Source organism: Xanthomonas sp. NCPPB 3761 (genome assembly GCF_041475705.2).
Lineage (GTDB): Bacteria > Pseudomonadota > Gammaproteobacteria > Xanthomonadales > Xanthomonadaceae > Xanthomonas > Xanthomonas phaseoli.
Window position 1 is genome coordinate 3,501,667 of record NZ_CM191262.1, and the last position, 18,250, is coordinate 3,519,916.

Here is an 18,250-nt window from a genome sequence, read left to right on the forward strand (position 1 = left end):
GCGCCTATGCTGGCCGAAGCCACCGTTGTGCGCGTTTCACGCCTGCTGCAACGCGCCCACCATCCGGCGTACCCGCGCGGTATCGGTCCGCTGGTAGTCTCCGCCCAGATCGTGGACATACGGGTGCGGCGACGGCACCTGGGCGGCGATCACGCCACGCGCCGACGCATGGAATTCGTGGGCGCCGGTGTGCTGCCGTAGGGTGCGGATGTTGTGCTCGGAAAGCCCGGCACCGGGCATGATGCCGATGCGCCCGGCTGCCTGGCGCACCAACGCGGCGATGGTGTCGATGCCCTCCAGCGCACTCGCACGCGCGCCCGAGGTCAGCACCCGCTCGCAGCCCAGCCCGATCGCATCTTCCAGCACGCGCGACGGATCGGCACTGACATCGATCGCACGATGGAACGTCACCCCCAACGGCCCTGCTGCCTGCATCAACACGCGCATCGTCGCCAGATCGACCTGCCCATGCCGGTCCAGCGCGCCGAGGACCACGCCATCGCATCCAAGCCGCACGCACTGCTCCACATCGCGGCGCATCACCTCCACTTCCGAGGCATCGAAAACGAAGTCGCCCACGCGCGGACGAATCAGCACATACAGCGGAATCCGCAAGCGCTCGCGCACCACCGCCAACGTGCCGAACGACGGGGTCAGCCCGCCGCCATCCAGCCCGCCGCACAGCTCCACGCGCATCGCACCGCCTGCTTGTGCGGCCAACGCCGAGGCCACCGAATCGGCAGCCACTTCCAACCCTGACGCGCTCATGCCGTCGGCTCGCGGGTGTAATGGCTCTCGCCAGGCACCAGCAGATCCTGCCGCTGCGCGTCGCACACCGCGTAACTGAAGCCTTTCTGGATCGCGAACGCGCCCACTTCGCCGCGCTTGTTCATTGCCAGAAAGCCGACCTGCAATGTGCGCGTCAATTCCGGCTTGCGGCGGATCAGCCGCATCACCACCTCGCGGCAGGCGTCGGCCGGCGACTTGCCCTGCCGCATCATTTCCACCACCGCAAAACTGCCGACGTTCCGGATCACCTCTTCGCCCACACCGGTCGAGGTCGCACCGCCCACTTCGTTGTCCACGTACAGGCCCGCACCGATGATCGGGCTATCGCCCACGCGGCCATGCATTTTCCACGCCATGCCGCTGGTGGTGCATGCACCGGATAGATTGCCGTGCGTATCCAGCGCCAGCATCCCGATGGTGTCGTGATTGTCCTTGCCGCCGGGCAACTTGGCATCGCGCCAGGCGCGATTTTCGACATTGGCTTCGGGCGAATACTTCGAGGTCTTCAACCACTCTTTCCAGGCCGCTTCCGAGCTTGGGGTCAGCAGCTTGGTTTTCGGAAACCCCTGTTCGAAGGCGAATTGACGCGCACCATCGCCCACCAACATCACGTGCGGCGTCTTCTCCATCACCGCACGCGCCACCGAAATGGCGTGCACCACGTCTTCCAGCGATGCCACCGCGCCGCAGTTGCCCAGGTGGTCCATGATGCAGGCGTCCAGCGTGACCCGGCCATCGCGGTCCGGATAACCGCCCAGGCCGACGGTGGGATTGCTCGGGTCCGCCTCCGGCACACGCACACCGGCCTCTACCGCATCCAGCGCAATACCACCGCTGCTGAGAATCTTCCAGGCTTCCTGATTGGCGGCGACGCCGAAATCCCAGGTGGAAATCACCCGCGCCGCACCACGCGGCAGCGCCGTCGGCCGCACGCCTGGCGTGGCGCCTGCCGCAGCGTGCGCGCGGGCGCCCCAGCCGGCCAACCCGGACGCGATCGCGCCCAGCGTGGCGCTCTTGAGGAAGTGACGACGTTGAAGCATGCGGATGACTCCATGGCGGAAACGAGCGGCCGCGCAGTGCGGCACCAGCCTTCCATCATGCGACAGCACGATGTGCGGATAAACCTTCTTGCGGCGTTGTCGCATGCGGATCCGTGCACAACCGTTGCATGGCTGGGCCAACCCTGCCTCAGCCGCTGCGCGTCCGATGCATGGATCTGGCTGGCGGCAAGCGACGGGCGATGCAACGCGCAGCGGCCGCAAGGGCGCTTACCCAACCATCAACAGGGCAGGAGTCGACGCAAGACGATGCGCACGCGGCGATGACGCCGCCCCCACCGCCTGCCCCCCGTCAGCGCGCACAACGACGCTCTACAGGCCGGTGGCGCGCCCGTGGCAGGCACGGATAACAGCGCACCTCCCCCGCAGTCAGCCAGCGCCTGCGGCGGCGCGCCGGCACTACCGATGTTGCCGGCACCGTTGCAGGATCCATCGTTGCGTATCGAACGCGGGACGGCCAACGCACCTGTGACCACCCAGATCGCGATATCGCCAAACGCCTCGCATGCCGCGCCACCAGCTGCACCTGCACGAAAACGGGAACTACCGGTCGGCAAGCCGCAGCCCGGAGCATCTCGCAACATGTGGTCGCCACCTTCGGCCACCCGCACTGCCACACAGCAGGCACAGCAACAGCGCAAGACAGGCACGCGCGAGCAGATGCACCGCACGGTGTTTCTGAAACTTTCCGCATCACCGAGCGATCGGCTGGCGGACCGTGGTGCTTCCTGGAACACGCAGACACGATAACGATCGGCATCAAGGCGGCCACGCCGGATGCAGCGTCGGTGCAGGCCTGGGCGGCGCAGTTGCGCAATCGCCTCAAACGACGTGGCTGGCCAACGCAGATCGAGCTTGCGCAAGGCAATCCGCTAGCCGCCGATGAATGACGGCTGGAGCTCTCGGGCGCTTTGCCCTAACCCGGCTCATCATCCACAGCGCCTTCGCCAGGCATGCCGTCCTCGCGCAATCTGCTGGTCAGCACATGATCGCGCCAGTGGCCATTCAACTGCAGATAGCGCCGCGCATAGCCTTCGATCTGGAAACCCAGCCGCCGCAGCACGCGCGCGCTGCGCAGATTCTCCGGCACGTATTGCGCCATCACCCGGTGCAGGCCGAGCTGGCCGAAGGCAAAAGCGATGCCTTGCGTAGCTGCCCACTGGATCAAGCCGCGTCCCTGCTGCGCCGCGTCCACGCCGTAGCCCATATGGCACGCCTGAAACGCGCCGCGCTGGATCTGGGTGAACCCGGTGGTGCCGATCACGTGCTCGCCCTGCAACAAGACCAGTTGCAGCTCGCGCTCGCCAGGCATCGCGCCGCGGTATGCCATGCACAGGCGGCGCCAGCCTTCGACGGTGTAGAACGCGGGCGGCCGCAACGGCATCGCATCGGCCAGATGAGCGCGGTTACGCGTGTGATAGTCGGCCATTGCAGCCGGATCGACCACGGCCAGATCGCACAGCACCACACCGTCGACGCGGCGGATCGGCGCAAAGAGCGGATGGCTCATGACGTCCACGCCTCAACCCCGCGTGTCAGCTTGCTGCGAGGTGCATCCGGCTGATACATACCGATCATGCTCCGCAAGCCGTCTCCAAAGCAGGGCGTCATCCAGTGCGTAAGATGGAACGCCCAACAGTCAGCCACACCCTCAACCGCGCATCACTCAATGCCCGGCAGTCTCCGCTGCACGGCGCCACTGCGCCCGCCCGACGGCGAGCACAGCAGGCATTCGCCGCTCTCAGGCGGCAGCGACCGCAAGCGCCTGGCCGACCTGCGCTTCAATGGCGTCCAGGTTCGGCAACAGCGCGCTTTGCTCGCCCAGCAGCACGCGCATGTGCACACCGTCCGGCAGCGCATCTTCCGAGGCATCGGCCAGCAGGCCATCGCGCGGCACCGAAATCAGCTGCGGGAACGAGGCAGTCAGCAGCGCGAAATACGGCAACGCCGGGTTGCCCCCCAGGGCCTTCAACACGATGACCTTGTTGTTGACTGCGGTGGGTTCATCGCCCATGCCACTGAGGCGCGCGAACGACAGCAGCGGCACCTTCCAGCCGTACCAGTCGATGCGTCCGACCACCCAGCGCGGCATGTCGGGCAGCGGCTCGACCGCCACGCGCGACATCACCTCGGCCACCGTTGCGTTCGGCAGCAGCACGCGCTCGCTACCGGCCTGGATCAGGACGCCGCGGATTTCGTCGTTATTGGCGTAGCTCATCGCATGATTCCGATTCGAAAAGGAGCGCCCGGCTTATGCCGGCCAACGCTGCGCCAGCGCCTGCGCCAACTGCGCAGGGTCGCCGGTCAGGATGCCTTGCCGCGCCAGACGCGCGGCGGCGGCGGGGTCGTAACAGCCGTCGGTGGATTGCCCGGCCAACCAGCCACCTTGCTCGGCCAGTGCCAGCGATGCCTCCACCAGTGCCTCGTTGGCACCGCTGAGCATCAGCACCGCACTGTCGGCTGGCGGCAGCGCGGCGATCAGCCCGGCCGGATCGGCCGGTGCCACGAACGCCAGCGCGCCGGCATGCTGGTGCACGCCGACCTCGTCGGAGAGCACATACACCTTGCCCGGTGCGACCACCTGCCCCGCTTCGCCCAATTCGACCGGCAACGCAGACACGCGTCCCATCTGCCGCACCAGGTTGCCGTACTGGCCGCCATCCAGGGTCATGCGCACCAGCACCGCGCGCGGGAATTCCGGCGGCAATGCGGCCAGCAAGCGGCGGATCGCATCCGGCCCACCAATGCCAGCGACGACCAGCACAGCGCCGGTGACGCTGCCGCTGTGCTCCAGATCCACCAGTGACAAGCCGCCGGTGGACAAGGCCGCTACATCGGGTTCGGCGCGCGGGCGCACCACCACGGCCACCTCGTCCACCAGGCCCCAGGTGCTGGAATCGCCCAGCGTCAGGCCCGGTTTTTCCACAGCGACCGGTGCCGCCTCCTGCACGGAGGCATGCGCGAACAAGGCATCGCCAGGCACGCTGTCGAACGCATGCGCGGCCGCTTCCAGGTGTTGATCCAGTTGCAGGTCCGAATGCTGCTGCGGTGCCAGCGTCAGGCCGGGCTCGGGCTGCAGCGAGGGCTCGCTTTCGGTGCCCGGCGGCAGCACATCGGCATGGCCATGCAGTTTGGCGGCCAAATGGCGCACCCAACGCTGCGCTTCCCAGCCCTCGCGACGCACCGTCAGTTCGGCCTCGTCGAAGATCACGGTGACGCCCGGCATGTTGAAGGCCGGCTCCAGCGCTTCGAGCGCGTCTTCGATCGACGGTTCCAGTGCGACCAGCACTGCCACCGGCTCGGCGTCGCGCAGCATCTGCACGTCGACCGCCGCTGGCTCGTCTTCCAGCACCACCTGCGCGCCGGCCAGGCCAAGCGCTTCGCGCAGGCGCTCGCGCGCCTGGCCGGGACGACCCAGCAAAGCAACCGGAGTTCCCATTGCGCCATTAGTCTCGGACACGGGCGATCCCCAGCAGGTCATACACGTTTCGCATCAGATCCAACTCTTGGTAAGGCTTGCCCAGGTAACGCTGCACGCCGATCTCGAAGGCACGCTGGCGATGCTTCTCGCCACTGCGCGAGGTGATCATCACGATCGGCACCGCCTTGAAGCGCGGGTCGGCCCGCATCGCGGTCGCCAGCTCGTAACCGTCCATGCGCGGCATTTCGATATCCAGCAGCATCAGGTCGGGCACGCGCTCTTCGAGCAGCTCCAGCGCCTCGACACCGTCGCGTGCGGTCGTGACGTCCAGGTTGTGGCGTTCCAGCACGCGGCTGGTGACCTTGCGCATGGTCAGCGAATCGTCGACCACCATCACCAACGGCACCTGGCGCTGCGCTTCGGCCTGTGTTTCCAGCGACGGACGCGCCGGCTGGGCCAGGAAACGACGGACCAGCGGGGCGACGTCCAGGATCACCACCACGCGGCCATCGCCGGTGATGGTCGCGCCGTAGATGCCTGGCACCGAGGCGATCTGCAGGCCCACCGGCTTGACCACGACTTCGCGGTTGCCCAGCACCTGGTCGATGGCCACCGCCGCGCGCAGGTCGCCCGCACGCACCAACAGCAACGGCACCTGCGCCTGGCCATCGGCACGCGCGGCGGCCTGGCCGACCAACGAACCGAGGTCGTGCAACACGTACTCTTCGCCGGCGTAGTGATATCCGCCCTCGCCCGACTCGTAACGGGTGCGCGAGATGCGGCCGATACCGCTGACCGAACCCACCGGCACCGCGAACGTCGTTTCGCCGATGCGGACAAATACCGCCTGGGTGACCGCAAGCGTTTGCGGCAGACGCAAGGTGAAGGTGGCGCCCTGCCCGCGTGCCGAGTGGATATCCACCGAGCCGCCGAGCTGACGCACTTCGTTGCGCACCACGTCCATGCCTACGCCGCGGCCGGCCAACTGGCTGACCTGCTCGGAGGTGCTGAAACCGGAGGCGAAAATCAGGTTGTCGAGTTCGGCCTCGCTCAGCTCCTGGCCCGGTTCGATCAGGCCGCGCTCCTCGCCGCGGCGACGGATCGCCTCGCGGTCCAGCCCGGCGCCGTCGTCGGCCACTTCCAGCACGATTTCCGAGCCTTCGCGGCGCAGACGGATCGCAATGTTGCCTTCTTCCGGCTTGCCGGCGTCGCGGCGTTGCTCGGGGGTTTCCAGCCCGTGCGCCACCGAGTTGCGCAGCATGTGTTCCAGCGGCGCGACCATGCGATCGAGCACGTTGCGATCCAGTTCGCCCTGGGTGCCTTCCAGCACCAGGTGCACCTGCTTGCCCGTGTCGCTGGCCGCCTGACGCACCACACGACGCAAACGTGGCACCAGGCCATCGAACGGCACCATGCGCGCACGCATCAAGCCGTCCTGCAACTCCGAACTGACGCGCGACTGCTGTTGCAGCAGGCCGTCGTACTGGCGCGAGAGGTCTTCCAGCACACCCTGCAAGCCGCCCAAGTCGGCTGCCGATTCGTTCAGCGCGCGGCTGAGCTGCTGCAGGGTGGAGAAGCGGTCCAGTTCCAGCGGATCGAAGGTGCGATCGCCCTGGTCCTGTTCACGCTGATAACGCGCCACGATCTGCGCTTCGGTTTCCAGATCCAGACGTCGCAACTGATCGCGCAGACGGGCGTTGGTGCGATCCAGTTCGCCCATGGCGCCACGGAACGCGCCCAGCTGCTGCTCCAGGCGCGAGCGGTAGATCGCCACTTCGCCGGCGTGGTTGACCAGGCGGTCGAGCAGGTCCGCGCGCACGCGCACCTGTTCCTGCTGCACGCGCGGCAGGAAGTCTTCTTCGGCCTGGCCTTCCACCGGAACCGGGGCGGACAGCGGCGCCGGTTCCACCGACGCCTTGGCGATCGCGCGGACATCGGCGTCGCTGGGCGGTGCGGCATTGCGGCCACGGGTACGGGTTTCGAAGGCTTCCACCAAATCGGTCGGCATCGTCACCGCACGGTGCATGCCGGTGCGGGTCAGCAATTGATGCAGGCGGTCGAAACCACGCTCGAACAGACGCACGTCGTCGCGATCGATGTCGGTGCGGTTGGCCGCCACGGCTTCGAGCAGCGATTCGATCGCGTGACCGAGATCGCCGATGGCGTTGATGCCGGCCATGCGCGCACCGCCCTTGAGCGTGTGCAGATCGCGCTGCAGTCCGTTGAGGACATCGCGGTCTCCCGGCACTTCGCGCATGCGCGCGATCAGGCCATCGCAATGGTCCAGCAGGTCGCGACCTTCTTCGACGAAGATGTCGACCAGCTCGCCGTCGAGTTGATCGAAGTTCAGCGGGCCGGCATCGAATGCCGCGCCGATATCGTTGCTGGCCGCACCGGCACGCGCCGCATCTTCGACCGGGGCGCTGAACGCAGCGGTGGTGGTGTCTTCCGGCTCGTCGGCGCTGCGGTCGGTTGCGTGCTGATCTGCGGAGTCGTCGGCATGCTGCTGATCGGCACCGGCGTGGTCGCTGGCTTCAGTTGGTTCGGCGTGCGCTGCGTGTCCTGCGCCGTCGAACTGCTCTTCGCGCTCGGCGTGATCGCCCCCGGCAGAAACACCAACCGCGGCCTGAGCATCGGCCTGCGCCGCGTCGTCGGCGGTGACAGCCTGCGTGTCGTATAGCGCCGGCGCAGTGTCCGATTGCCGATCGCCGGCCTCTTCCACCTGATCGGCCGCATGCGCCATTTCGAATGCCTGCACCGATTCGACAGTGTGATCGGGCAGCACATCCGCATCGGCCTGCGCGGCGTCAACATGGTCGGCGCCTGCGTACTCTGCATCGGAATGCGCGGCTTCGTTCTGCTCGGCTGCCAGGTGCTCGGCTTCGGAATGCGCGGTTTCGGCGTCCTGGCGGTCCGTCGCGTGCTCGACAACGCCCGCGTGTTCGTCGGAATGCGCATGCGTTTGCTGCTCGCCGGCCTTGACGTCCTGGTCAGACGGCACCTGCTCATGGACGTGCTGCTGCGCATCGGCGGACGCATCATCGCCCGAATCCATTTGCTGATTCGAATATGCGTGCGCTTCCACCTCTGCGTGCTCGCCCATCTGCGCGGCGTCTTCCAGCGCTTGCTGCTCGCCCGCGTACGGCTCGCCTGCATGCGGCAATGCTGCATCGCTGTGCTGCGCCGCCTGGTCTGCTAGCTGCTCGCCCGCCTGTTCCTGCGTGTCGGCGTGTTCGTGGCCAGGCTGATCGGACGCCACGCTGTCCAGCGCTGCGGTTTCCGGGGTCCAGTCTTCCGCGGTCGTTGCATTGGCGTCATCAGCCAACGCAGCGTCGGCGTGCACGGCCTCTAACGCTTCGATGCTCTCGACCGCCTCGTCAGCGTCTGCTGCAACCTGATCGTCGTGCACAGGCACCTGCTGTGCGTGCGCGTCCACTGCCTGCTCGGCATCGGCTGCAGCCAGCGTTTGCGCATCGCCCAAGGCAGCTTCCGCATCGGCCAGCTCGTCTACCGCAATGTTGTCGGCGTGCGTGCTGGTCGCATCGGCGTCGTGCTCGCCCGACACAACCTCAGCAGATGCCTCACTGGGCACCTCTGCCGCGTGCTCGCCCGGTACGTGATCGTGCGGTGCGGTCTGCGCATGCTGCAGTTCGGTGGCATCCCAGGCCTCGGCTTCGACCAGCGGCTCGTCGGCCGGCAGGTCGTGTGCGTCGATGTCCTGCGATGCGGCCCGGTCTGCCGCGTCGTCTGGCGCAGCATCGCCGTGCAGCGCATCGGCAAGCTGCTCGGATTCGGCAACCGGTACCAGCGCGTCGTCGCTCGATGCAGGCACAGACTCGGCAGCGGCGTGGGCATCTTCGTGCACGGCGGCATGGCCGGCATCGTCGAGCGCATGCGGTGCAGGCGCATCCAGTGCGAGTGCCGAATCATGCTCGGCTTCGGCCTCGGCCAGCTCGTCCACGGCAATCGGCGCATCGTCCGGCTGCAGCTGCGCGTCTTCGGCATCGTGCGCCGATACAAGGGTGTCGGACGGTAGTGCGCCGGCATCCAGGTACTGCGACAGATCCTGCGCACCGGTCAGTTCGACCGGGGCAGCGCTGCCGTCTACCGTGGCGCTCGGCGCATCGACATCGTCCAACTCGTCCAGGAACACCTGCGGCGGCCACTGCGCTTCCGGCAAGCTGTCCACCAGCGCGCGCAAGCGCTCGGTCAACGGTGCGAACGACGGAATCAACGGCGCATCGGCACGCAGCGCGGTCACCGTGGCGGCAATCGCAGCAGCGGTGGCGGTGAGTGCTTCGAGCCCCTCCGCCGACGGCGTGACCGAGGCGGCCAGCAAGCGCTTGACGTAGCTTTCGGCCGGCGTCGTCACCAAGGTGATTTCCGGCACGTCGGTCATCGCGAATGCGCCACTCATCGTGTGCACGGCGCGCAGTACTTCTTCGGTCGCCAACTGCGGCTCGGCCTGGCTGGCCTGCAGCCACCCGTTCACCGTGTCCAGATGCGTGGCGACCTCGGCTTCCAGGATCTCGCGCAGCACGCTGTCCACCGAAGCCGGGGTTCCGCCGCTGGCGGCGAACACGCCTGCGGCTGCCGCCGGAGTCGCCACGGCCTCGGCCACCGGCGCCGCGGCTGCGGGCACGTAGTAGACCTCTTCGCCGGCAGCGACGCGCTCGGCAATGCCCTGGATTTCAGGCAGATCGGCGCTGATGCGGCCCTGGTCGCGCAGCGCGGCGTTGAATTGCGGCAACACCTCGTAGGCCAGTTCGACCATTGACACGACCGCCGGGCTGGCCGGCCGCGAATTATCGAGCACGCGGTTGAGCATGCTCTCGATCTTCCAGCTGAACTCGCCGAGCACGCTGGCGCCGACCAGACGCCCACTGCCCTTCAAGGTGTGGAAGACGCGGCGGATCGGGCGCAGGGTTTCCGGGTTGGTGGGCGCGGCGCGCCACACCGGCAGCAGCTGCCCAAGGTTGACCAGCTCTTCGTCGAATTCTTCCAGGAACACGTCGCGGATATCGTCGTCGATATCGCTGTCGCCGAAGCCGCCGAAAATGCCGGCGTCGGCAGCTTCCTGCGCAGGTTCGCTGGACACCGGTTCAGAGCCTGCCTGCGCAATCTGCGCATCGGCTGCCACTGTCGGTGCCTGCGGACGCTCCACGTCGAACTGCGCGGCCGCTGCATCGAGCTGGGCCAGGAACGCAGCGGAGGCGTCGTCCAGCTCGAACTCGCTGACCACCGCCTGTTGCACGCGCGGGGCGACCGGCTCGGATGCTGCTTCGGACGGAACGTTCTGCGGCTCCTGTGCCGGCTCGACGAACGGGTCGTCCAATTCCTGCGGCGGGCTCGGCGGCGGCGAGAAAGCATCTTCGATGCTGGTCTGCGCGCGTTGTGTTGCGTTCTCGGCGATGAAATCCAACGGTGCGTCGGTCTGATCGGCGTCGCCCGGCAGGTCGATCTGCTCGATCTGCAGCGGCGCGTCCTCGGCAACCTGCGGCTCGACGGCGTGTGCCTGCTCCAGCGCGCTCAGATCCACCGTGTAGCTGACCTGCGTGGCCTCGTTGCCATCCTGCTCGGCCGACACCGGGTCGAACGCAGAGGTGGCGATCGGCGCGGCCTGCTCCGTGGTTTCCAGATGCCAGTCGCCGGGCGCCTGCGCGCCGTCGCCCGAAAGATCCAGCGGCGCCACGGTGAACGGCACGTGCGACTGGCCGGAGACGGTTTCTTCGGCGGCGACCGGGTCGAACGAGAACACCGTATCGGTCGCGGCAGCGCCGGTGTCGTGCACCAGGCTGGCAGCGAACGGCGTCTCGACGACGGTTTCGTTCGCCCATTCCAGCGACGGCAAGGCCGCCGCATCGTTGGCGGCCTGCGGCGTCTCGGCGTGCTGCAACGGCGGGGCGGCCACCGGCTGCGGCTCGGCCGCGCTGCCGGGCTGGTCCGCGCCGACCGGCAAATCGGACGGCTGGCCCGACGGCAGCGGCCAGTAACGCAGCGTTTCCAGGCTGTTGCGGGTGATATCCAGAATCTCTTCGCGGCCGGGACGGCGCTCGCGCAGGGCTTCCAGGTAGTACTCCAGGCTGGCCATCGCATCGGCCAGGGTATCGAGCTGGCGTCCGCTAGGCACGCGCTGCTTGCCGATCAATTCCAGATCGACGTAGCGACGCACGCCTTCCAGATAATCGGCAGCCTGCGGCAGCTCGAGAATGCGCAACGCACCGCCGACTTCGCCGAGCAGGTGCGGCACCTCGGCCAGACGTGCGTGGTCCCAGTTGGTTTCGATGAAGGCGACGAAATGTTCGCGCGCCGCACCGAAGTTGGCGATCGCCTCTTGCGCCAGCACATCCACCGTGCGGCGGACTTCCGAGGAGTTGGCACTGTTGCTGACTTCGGTGCCGTCGCCCGGGTCGGCGCCGAGGCTGGCGACCTGATCGTCCAGCGACGCATCCACGTACAGCAGCGCGCCGGCAATATCCAGCAGCACGCTTTCGTCCATCTGGGTCTGACCATCGACCACGCGTGCCAACGCATCGCGCTGCTGCACGACGACGCTGCGCGCCACGCCCAAGCCCATCATGCCGAGGGTGTCGGCAACGCTGCCCAGGTCGTTGACCTGGGTCTGCAGCTCGCCGATCTCCCCGCCGGTGCGCAAATGCAGGTCCAGCGCGTCTTTGACGCGCAGCAATTCTTCCTTGACCGCGTTGCCGACGGTGTCGAGCAACTCGCGATTGCGCCCGCTCAGACTGCCGCGCGCATGATCCAGCTCGGCCTCGGTGGCAACACCGGCCTGCGGGTCGAACGCGAACAGCACGCTTTCGCTCAGACCCGGCTGGCCACGGGTGGCACGGATTTCATTGAGCAGCGGCAACAGCACGATCGGAATGTCGCGGTGACCGTTCTGCAAGCGCTCCAGGTAATCGGGCAGCAGCACGGTGCCGCGCATCAGCATCGCGCAGGCTTCGTCGTGGTCGGCGACCTCGCCCGCCTGCACGGCCTGGGCCAGCAGCTCGAGCTCTTCGGCCACCATCGCCGGCGCATACAACTCGACCATGCGCAGCGTGCCCTGCACCTGGTGCAGGTAGCCGGCGCAGAACCGCATCCGACTGGTGTCGGACGGTTCTTCGGCAAAGTATTCGATCTCGTTGCGCGCCTGGCGCAACGTCTCGTCCAGCTCTGGCTTGACCCAGCCCAGTGCGGCGTGACTCATCGCATCGCGAAGCGCGCTCATTGCAGCCCCCTGACTACGACCGACTCGCCGCCAGCGCGGCAACCGGTCACTTCCTGCATCGACGTAACGCTACTACGCGCCATCTGCTGATCCTTTCCCGTTCCGCGTCGTGGTCACGCCGGCAGCTTGAAGTCGGCGACCGAACGGCGCAGATCGGCAGCGAGCTGAGCCAGGTTGCCGATCGACTCGGCCGTCTGCTCCGCACCCTGCGATGTCTGGCTGGTGATCTGACGGATCACGCCCATGGTCTGTGTGATATCCGTCGCTGCGGCCGACTGCTGGTGCGCGGCGATGGAGATGTTCTTGATCAGGTTGTTCAAGGCGTTGGACACGCGCTCGATTTCGGTCAGCGCGGTGCCGGCGTCTTCGGCCAGGCGCGCACCGGACACCACTTCGGAGGTGGTCTGCTCCATCGAGCTGACCGCCTCGTTGGTATCGGCCTGAATGGTCTGCACCAGGCCTTCGATCCGCCGGGTCGCGCCGGAGGTGCGTTCGGCCAGGCGCTGCACTTCGTCGGCCACCACCGCGAAACCGCGACCGGCCTCGCCCGCCGAGGCGGCCTGCACCGCGGCGTTGAGCGCCAGGATGTTGGTCTGCTCGGAAATGTCGTTGATCAGTTCCACGATCGAGCCGATCTCCTGCGAGGATTCGCCCAGGCGCTTGATGCGCTTGGAGGTTTCCTGGATCTGGTCGCGGATCTGGTCCATGCCCTGGATGGTCTCGCGCACCACGCCGGCACCTTCGGCGGCGATCACCACCGAGCGCTGCGCCACTTCGGCCGACTCGGTGGAGTTGCGCGACACCTGTTCGATGCTGGCGGCGATTTCGCTGATGCGCTCGGAGGCGGTGGTGATCTGGTTGGCCTGCTGGCCGGCGGCGTCGGCCAGCTGCATCGCGGTGGCCTGGGTCTCCTGGGTCGACACGGCGACCTTGGCCGAGGTGTCGTTGATCGTGGTCACCAGGTGGCGCAGTTCGTCCACGGCGTAGTTGATCGCGTCCGCGATCGCGCCGGTCATGTCCTCGGTCACCGAGGCTTTCACGGTCAGGTCGCCCTCACCGAGCGAGCTGATTTCGTCCAGCAACCGCATGATCGCCTGCTGGTTGCGGCTGTTGAATTCCACCTGCGACTGGTAGCGCACGTCCTGCTCGCGGGTCCGCACGCGCACCGAGCTCCACACGAAGCCGATGATCGCCAGCAGCGCGACCAGGCCGGACACCACACCCAGCCAGAAGTTCGGGAACAGGCGCGTGTCGCGCACCGAACCGAACGCCGAGAAGGCATCGAACAGCTTCTTGCTGTCGTCGAGCATCTTGCCCGAGCCAGCCGTCAGTGCGGCGGCCGAGGACTGTGCGGCGAACAGGTTACGCGAGCTGGCGAGGATGGCGTCGACGTCTTTCTTCATCGTCGTCCACTGCGCCTGCGACTGCTCCAGCGCCGACAACGCGGCCGGGTTGCGCACCGCGGCGATGCCGAGTTCTTCGTTGCCCGTGCGCAGGCCTTCGAGCATCTGCGTGAACACCACCGAGTCGCGTGCCAGCGCGTCGCCCGAGGCGGCCGCATTGGCACCACCGGCGCGCATTTCAGTGACCCGGCGTGCCATGGTGCCGGCGACAACCACCTGCTGCAGCGTGTTGTAGATCTGCGAGGCGGGCGCGCCGCTGACCGTCATCGCGCGCACCACTTCGTTCAACTGCGCCTGCAACTGCGGCACGCTGCCGGAGAAGCGTTCGGCGTTGCCGGCCAGACCCAGCACCGCCGGCTCGCTGGCGATGACCTGATCGGCGTTTTTGCTCAGCGGCACCCAGGTCGCCTTGAGCTGCGCCATCGAGCTGGCGATCGAGCTTTCCTGGCCATAACGGCCATCCAGTTCGCTGACCGTGCTGTCGATGCGGCCCTTGGTTTCCTTGAAGGCGGCAAAGGCCTTGGCGTCGCCGGACACCGCTTCGCGGCCCTGGTTGGCCAGCTGCTGCGAGAGCACCTGCAAGTCGGCCGCACCGGTGCCGGCACCGGCAAGACGACTGCCCTGCCAGGTCGCAACGCCGGTGTTGGCGCCAAACACGATCATCGACAACACCAGCAAGCCAAGCCAGAAGCTGGTGCTGACGCTGCCGAGCTTGTTGGTCTTGCGGGCGTCCGGGGCGGTACTCATGGTTCGACCTCGATCTGTATGACGTGGCGGGGTCGCGGCTTAGGCCGCGGCCTGCCGGAATTCAGGAGTGCGCGACAGCAACGCCAGGGAAAACACACCCCAGTCCTGCGTCTCGTTGCGGAAGGCACGGTCGATGAAGTGGGCGTAGCGGCCTTGCGCCAACTCGCCCGGTTCCACCGCCTGGACCTGCTCGAAGCTGCGTTGGCCGTACAGCTCATCGATGGTCAGCGCGACGTCGCCGCCGGCCTGACGCATGATCAGCACGCGCTGGCCTTCCTGCAGCACCGTGCGACGGCCCTCCAGGAACTGCTTCAGGTCGATCACCGGGAACAGATTGCCGCGCAGGTTGCCCACGCCCAGCAGCCAGGACTGCGCGCCCGGCACCGGAGTGACCGGCGGCATCGGCACGATTTCCGCCACTTCGCGGAAGTCCGAGACCAGTCGCCGGGTCCCGACGCGATACCCCACGCCGCGCCAGATATCGGCCGAGAACTGGCGTTCCGGCAGTGGCGTGGCGTGCGCAAGACTACGGCGCTCGTAGTCTTCGAGAATGTCGAATGGAGAGCGCATCAACGCACCAATTGTCTGATGCGCGCGATCAGATCGTCTTCGCGCGGCGGCTTGACGATGTAGTCGCTGGCACCTTGTCGCAGACCCCAGGCCCTGTCGGTTTCCATGCCCTTGGTGCTGACCAGCAGCACGGGAATGTCCTTGGTTGCCTGGTCGCGTGCGAGAGCACGGGTTGCCTGGAAGCCGCTCATGCCGGGCAACACCACATCCATCAGCACAAGATCGGGCGCCTGGCTGCGAACCAGCTCAAGCCCCTCTTCTGCATTATCGGTGGCGACGACCGTATGGCCTGCTTTTTCCAGCCATTGACTGAAGACTGCCCTGTCGGTGGGCGAGTCCTCGATCAATATAATTCGAGCCATGTTGCCTTTCCCCCTGGTCAGGCGTGGACGTACGTGCGGATCGCGCTCAGTAGTTCTTCACGGGTGAACGGCTTGGTCAGATATTGCTCGGAACCGACGATGCGGCCGCGTGCCTTGTCGAACAGGCCATCCTTGGACGACAACATGATCACCGGCGTCGATTTGAAGAGCTGGTTGCCCTTGATCAACGCGCACGTCTGGTACCCATCCAGGCGCGGCATCATGATGTCGACGAAAATGATCTGAGGTTGCTGGTCCGCAATTTTGGCCAGTGCCTCGAAACCATCCGTTGCTGTCACTACTTCACAACCTTCCCGCTTCAGCAGCGTTTCGGCGGTGCGGCGAATGGTTTTCGAATCATCGATCACCATCACCTTCAGTCCTGCGAGTTCCCCACCCGCAGCAATGTTTTCACTCATGCAAATATCCCCGGGCGCGCGACGCTTCATCCCTTCCGACGTCGCTACGAAACTGCATGTATATCCCAAGACCCGCATCGACTGTCAAGGGCGCATTGCCGGGGCCCCGCCAGGCGGACGTTCCGACCACGTCTGGGTGCGTCCCGGCCGGCAAGTCGCGCACTACGACCCACCGGGCGCGCCATCGCCCATCGCTTGAAGTTACCATCGGCAGCTTGTTCGAAAGGTTTAGCCCCATGTCGCTCGACGTCGTTGTGGTGATGGATGCCATCGCCTCCATCAAGATCGCCAAAGACACTACGTTTGCCATGTTGCTGGAAGCCCAGCGCCGTGGTCACCGCCTGCACTACGTGCGCCCCGGCGGGCTCAGCCTGCGCGAAGGGCGCGCGGTGGCGCAGGTGGCGCCGCTGAGCGTGCGAGAGGACAAGACCGGCTGGTTCACGCTGGGCGAGTTCGCCGACCTGGCGTTCGGGCCCGGCCAGGTGGTGCTGATGCGCAAGGACCCGCCGGTGGATGCGGAGTTCGTCTACGACACCCAGGTGCTGAGCGTGGCGCAACGCGCCGGCGCGCAGATCGTCAACGACCCGCAGGGCCTGCGCGACTACAACGAGAAGCTGGCCGCACTGCTGTTCCCGCAATGCTGCCCGCCGACCCTGGTCAGCCGCGATGCGGCCGCGCTCAAGGCCTTCGTGCTGGAACATGGCCAGGCGGTGCTCAAGCCGCTGGACGGCATGGGCGGACGCTCGATCTTCCGCAGCGGCAGCGGCGACCCCAACCTCAACGTGATCCTGGAAACGCTGACCGACGGCAACCGCAAGCTGACCCTGGCGCAGCGCTTTATCCCCGACATCACTGCCGGCGACAAGCGCATCCTGTTGGTGGACGGCGAGCCGGTCGATTACTGCCTGGCGCGGATTCCGCAGGGCGATGAATTCCGCGGCAACCTGGCCGCCGGCGGGCGTGGCGAAGGCCGGCCATTGTCCGAACGCGACCACTGGATCGCCGCGCAGGTGGGCCCGGAAATGCGCCGCCGCGGCATGCGCTTCGTCGGCCTGGATGTGATCGGCGATTACCTGACCGAGGTCAACGTCACCAGCCCCACCTGCGTGCGCGAGCTGGATGCGCAGTTCGGCCTGAACATCGCCGGGCTGCTGTTCGACGCAATCGAGGCCGGCGCCGCGCAATGAGCACGGCCGCGGCCCTGCCGGCACCGATGGACGACGGTCGCCGGCTGATGATGACGCTGGTGATCTCGCTGCTGCTGCATGGCGTGCTGATCCTGGGGGTGGGCTTTGCGGTCAGCGAGGACGCGCCACTGGTGCCGACGCTGGATGTGATCTTCAGCCAGACCAGCACGCCGTTGACGCCCAAGCAGGCCGACTTCCTGGCCCAGGCGAACCAGCAGGGCGGCGGCGATCACGACACCGCACAGCGCCCCCGGGACAGCCAGCCAGGCGTGGTGCCGCAGGACCGCACCGGGCTGGCGCCACAGGCGCAACGCGCCACCAGCGTGAACGCGCCCGAGCCCACCCAGACCCGCGTGGTGACCAGCCGGCGTGGCGAACAGGCCGTGCCGACGCCGCAGCCGAATCCGCAGACCGATCCGCTCACCCCGGCCGAGGCGCAGCGCATCCAGCGCGATGCCGAAATGGCCCGGCTCGCCGCCGAAGTGCATCTGCGCTCGGAGCAATACGCCAAGCGCCCGAACCGCAAGTTCGTCTCGGCCAGTACCCGCGAATATGCATACGCGAACTACCTGCGCGCCTGGGTGGATCGCGCCGAGCGCGTCGGCAACCTGAACTACCCGGACGATGCCCGCCGCCGCCGGCTGGGCGGCAAGGTGGTCATCAGCGTGGGCGTGCGCCGCGACGGCAGCGTGGAAAGCAGCCGCGTGCTGGTTTCCAGCGGGGTTCCGTTGCTGGACGATGCCGCGTTGCGCGTGGTGCAACTGGCGCAGCCGTTTCCGCCCCTGCCCAAGACCAAGGACGATGTGGACATCCTGCAGGTCACGCGCACCTGGCTGTTCCTGCCCGGTGGCGAGCTGCACGACGACCGCTGACACCCGCGGGCGTTCACCGCCCGATGCAAGGCACCACAGCCGAGCGGCACCGGCCTGACAGAAGACACACGCGCAGGATCAGCGCCGCTGCGGCGCACCCTCCTCGTACCGTGACGCCGCCGGCCTGAGGGTGGACGCCAGGCCGGCGGCCCTGCGCGGCCTGCTCACCGCCTTGTACGCCTGCACAGCGC

General features: G+C 67.1%; 13 protein-coding genes. 3 read left to right on the forward strand and 10 right to left on the reverse strand.

Going from position 1 to position 18,250, the window contains the following annotated elements:
- Nucleotides 1-36 precede the first annotated feature (36 nt).
- Nucleotides 37-768 (reverse strand): copper homeostasis protein CutC, encoded by a 732-nt coding sequence (locus ACCQ00_RS15285; RefSeq protein ID WP_039567976.1) that lies wholly within the window; start codon nt 766-768, stop codon nt 37-39.
- On the reverse strand, nt 765-1,829 hold the full coding sequence (locus tag ACCQ00_RS15290; RefSeq protein WP_039584092.1) for a glycosylasparaginase: 1,065 nt from the start codon (nt 1,827-1,829) through the stop codon (nt 765-767). Before ACCQ00_RS15290 ends, ACCQ00_RS15285 begins: the two co-directional genes overlap by 4 nt.
- A gap of 710 nt (nt 1,830-2,539) precedes the next feature.
- Between ACCQ00_RS15290 and ACCQ00_RS15295 the strand changes: the two genes are divergently transcribed.
- Nucleotides 2,540-2,737: a hypothetical protein gene (locus tag ACCQ00_RS15295; protein ID WP_039568009.1), complete on the forward strand. Its 198-nt coding sequence runs from the start codon at nt 2,540-2,542 to the stop codon at nt 2,735-2,737.
- A 26-nt stretch (nt 2,738-2,763) separates the two neighbouring features.
- Here ACCQ00_RS15295 and ACCQ00_RS15300 read toward each other — a convergent pair whose 3' ends face one another.
- The 8 genes from ACCQ00_RS15300 to pilG all read right to left on the reverse strand — a co-directional run bounded on the left by ACCQ00_RS15300 (nt 2,764) and on the right by pilG (nt 16,000).
- Complete coding sequence (locus tag ACCQ00_RS15300) at nt 2,764-3,357, reverse strand: GNAT family N-acetyltransferase (protein ID WP_025981768.1); 594 nt, start codon at nt 3,355-3,357, stop codon at nt 2,764-2,766.
- A gap of 231 nt (nt 3,358-3,588) precedes the next feature.
- A complete protein-coding gene (locus ACCQ00_RS15305) occupies nt 3,589-4,065 on the reverse strand; it encodes a chemotaxis protein CheW (protein WP_008575177.1) in 477 nt (158 codons plus the stop codon).
- 33 nt (nt 4,066-4,098) lie between these two features.
- Nucleotides 4,099-5,286 carry a chemotaxis protein CheB gene (locus ACCQ00_RS15310; RefSeq protein WP_039567980.1) on the reverse strand — a complete coding sequence of 396 codons (1,188 nt, stop codon included), beginning with the start codon at nt 5,284-5,286 and terminating at the stop codon, nt 4,099-4,101.
- A gap of 7 nt (nt 5,287-5,293) precedes the next feature.
- Nucleotides 5,294-12,499 carry an Hpt domain-containing protein gene (locus tag ACCQ00_RS15315; protein WP_039567982.1) on the reverse strand — a complete coding sequence of 2,402 codons (7,206 nt, stop codon included), beginning with the start codon at nt 12,497-12,499 and terminating at the stop codon, nt 5,294-5,296.
- A gap of 113 nt (nt 12,500-12,612) precedes the next feature.
- A complete protein-coding gene (locus ACCQ00_RS15320) occupies nt 12,613-14,649 on the reverse strand; it encodes a methyl-accepting chemotaxis protein (RefSeq protein ID WP_039567984.1) in 2,037 nt (678 codons plus the stop codon).
- Between the two features lie 39 nt (nt 14,650-14,688).
- A complete protein-coding gene (locus tag ACCQ00_RS15325; protein WP_039567986.1) occupies nt 14,689-15,219 on the reverse strand; it encodes a chemotaxis protein CheW in 531 nt (176 codons plus the stop codon).
- Entirely contained in the window at nt 15,219-15,581 is a 363-nt protein-coding gene (locus tag ACCQ00_RS15330; RefSeq protein WP_005913708.1) for a response regulator, read from the reverse strand. The genes ACCQ00_RS15325 and ACCQ00_RS15330 overlap by 1 nt, the downstream gene beginning before the upstream one ends.
- A 17-nt stretch (nt 15,582-15,598) precedes the next feature.
- Nucleotides 15,599-16,000: a twitching motility response regulator PilG gene (gene pilG / locus ACCQ00_RS15335; protein WP_005913706.1), complete on the reverse strand. Its 402-nt coding sequence runs from the start codon at nt 15,998-16,000 to the stop codon at nt 15,599-15,601.
- A gap of 236 nt (nt 16,001-16,236) precedes the next feature.
- Between pilG and gshB the strand changes: the two genes are divergently transcribed.
- Entirely contained in the window at nt 16,237-17,187 is a 951-nt protein-coding gene (gene gshB, locus ACCQ00_RS15340) for a glutathione synthase (protein WP_039567988.1), read from the forward strand.
- Nucleotides 17,184-18,059, forward strand: coding sequence for a cell envelope integrity protein TolA (gene tolA, locus ACCQ00_RS15345; protein ID WP_039567989.1), 876 nt, complete (start codon nt 17,184-17,186; stop codon nt 18,057-18,059). Before gshB ends, tolA begins: the two co-directional genes overlap by 4 nt.
- Nucleotides 18,060-18,250: the final 191 nt, after the last annotated feature.